The following is a 2297-nucleotide window of genomic DNA, read 5'->3' on the forward strand; positions in this document are numbered from 1 at the left end:
CACGGACTCCATGAACGCGATGTTGGTGTACACCGCCTCCTCGTGCGGGGTCAGCGCGTCCGGGATGAGGCTGACGGCGCCGACGGTGCCCTGGATGGTGTCGAGCAGCGTCAGACCGGTGAACACCCGCATCGTGAGCTGCTTCTCGTGGGCGGTCAGCGTGTTCCAGGACGGGATGTCGTTGGATACCGGGACCTTCTCGGGCAGCCAGAAGTTGCCGGTGAGACGCTCCCACACCTCGGCGTCCTTGTCGTCCTGCAGACGGTTCCAGTTGATGGCCGAGACACGGTCGATCAGTTTCATGCCATCGCTCACGAGAACCCCATTTCACCTGGCTTTTTGTTCGGCGCCGCGGGATCTCCCGCGACGCCAACAACACTACAACTGGTGTGCGACATCCCGGCGCTACACGAGATGTTGTGTCTGGCGTGTCGCCCGGGCGTCAGCGGAACGCGTACTCCGACGCCTTGAACCGCCGGGTCGCCAACCAGTACTGCCAGGTCATGCCGCTCCACAGGGTGCGGTTGACGCCCTGCTCGTCGAGGTACCAGCTGCGGCAGCCGCCGGTGCTCCAGACCGTGCCACGGAGCTCGTCCTGCAGCTCGTCGTTGTACCGGTCCTGCGCCTCCCGGGTGGGGGCAAGCGCCCGCGCACCGGCCTTGTCGACGGCGGCGATGGCCTTGGCCGCGTACCGGATCTGCGACTCGATCATGAACACCACCGAGTTGTGCCCCAGCGCGGTGTTCGGCCCGAGCAGGAAGAACAGGTTCGGCATGTCGGCGACGGTGATGCCCCGCAGCGCGGCGATCCCCTCGCGGTTCCACCGGTCGACGAGGTCCTCGCCGCCGGGACCCTTGATGTCGACGTAGGTGTAGGAGTCGGTGACGTGGAAACCGGTCGCGAACACGACGACGTCGGCTTCTCTCTCGGTGCCGTCGGCGGTGACGATCCCGCGTGCGGTGAACCGGGCGATGCGGTCGGTGATCACCTCGGTCCTCGGGTCGGCGATGCCGCGGTAGTAGGTGTCGGAGTTCAGGATTCGCTTGCAGCCCGCCCGGTAGTCCGGGGTGAGTTTGCGCCGCAGTTCGGGATCCTTGACCGACCGGCGGATGTTCCACTTGCCGGCCATCTCCCCGAGCGTGAGCAGCCGCGGCTGTTTGGTCATCGCGAAGCCGACCGCCTCGTGCAGCCAGTAGATGCCCGCGCGCATCGCGGCCCTGGTGCCCGGCACGTTGCTGAACGCGCGCTGCCAGCGCGGCGAGATCGGGTTGTTCGGCCTGGGCATCACCCATGGCGGGGTGCGTTGGTAGACGTGAAGTTCGCTGACGTCCCTGACGATCTCGGGCACGATCTGGATGGCGCTGGCGCCGGTGCCGATCACCGCGACGTTCTTGCCGGTGATGTCGACGTCGTGGTTCCACTCCGCGGAGTGGAACGCGACGCGGCCGGCGCCCAGGTACTCGTCGTATCCGTCGAACTCCGGGATCGACGGGATGTGCAGGCCTCCCGCGCCGGAGATGACGAACTGCGCGACGAACTCCCGGCCGTCCTTGGCGAAGACGTGCCAACGCATCTCGTCGTCATCCCAGATCGCGCGGTCGACGTGCGTGCCGAACTCGATGTAGCGGCGCAACCCGTACTTGGCGGTCACGCCCAGCAGGTAGTCCTGGATCTCCGGCTGGAACGACCACATGTGCGTCCAGTCGGCCTTCGGTTCGAACGAGAACGAGTACATGTGCGCCGGGATGTCGCAGGCGCAGCCGGGATAGGTGTTGTCCCGCCAGGTGCCGCCGACCTCGTCGGCCTTCTCCAGGATCAGGAACTCGACGCCGCGCCGCTGCAGCTCGATGCCCATGCCCAGGCCGGAGAAGCCCGAGCCGATGATCAGCGCCCGAGTGCGCACCGGCGTCTGGCCGGCGGAGGTCACGTCAGCCTGTTCAGCCACGGTCATGTCCCAGACTGTACCTGGGAACGCCGGTACCGAATCCGCCGAAATAGCATTCCAGCAGGTCTGCACTCGCACTTTTTCTGCGTGGACGCAATCTCGCGGCGCTCCGCTCAGAAAGGATTCACCAGCCCGTGCTTGAGCGCGAACATGCTGGCACCGATGCGGTTGCCGGCGCCGATCTTGGTGTAGATGCGTTCGACGTGGTTGCGGGCCGTCTTCCCCGAGATTCCCAGCGTCGTGGCGATCTCCTTGTTGGACGCCCCGCGCGCGACCAGACCCAGCACTTCGATCTCGCGGGGCGAGAGCCCGCCGGGGCGCGGGCTGGAGCGGCGGCTGCGGGGGCCAGGTC

3 protein-coding genes are annotated in these 2297 nt (G+C 66.8%); all 3 read right to left on the reverse strand.

Features of this window, described 5'->3' with window-relative positions:
- Positions 1-303, reverse strand: a 303-nt coding sequence (locus ASJ79_RS22615; RefSeq protein WP_369803743.1) for a ribonucleotide-diphosphate reductase subunit beta, incomplete at its 3' end; no start/stop codon positions are given.
- Between the two features lie 139 nt (positions 304-442).
- Positions 443-1951: an NAD(P)/FAD-dependent oxidoreductase gene (locus tag ASJ79_RS22620; protein ID WP_067960181.1), complete on the reverse strand. Its 1509-nt coding sequence runs from the start codon at positions 1949-1951 to the stop codon at positions 443-445.
- A gap of 107 nt (positions 1952-2058) precedes the next feature.
- Positions 2059-2297: response regulator transcription factor (locus ASJ79_RS31425; RefSeq protein WP_197420335.1), on the reverse strand; the 239-nt coding region annotated here is incomplete at its 5' end.

It is taken from the genome of Mycobacterium sp. NAZ190054 (genome assembly GCF_001545925.1).
In the GTDB taxonomy this organism is placed as follows: Bacteria; Actinomycetota; Actinomycetes; order Mycobacteriales; family Mycobacteriaceae; genus Mycobacterium.

What these genes read in the sequence shown, in the direction of transcription:
- ASJ79_RS22620 (WP_067960181.1), bottom strand. Translation starts at nt 1,951, where the DNA reads ATGACCGTGGCTGAACAGGCTGACGTGACCTCCGCCGGCCAGACGCCG.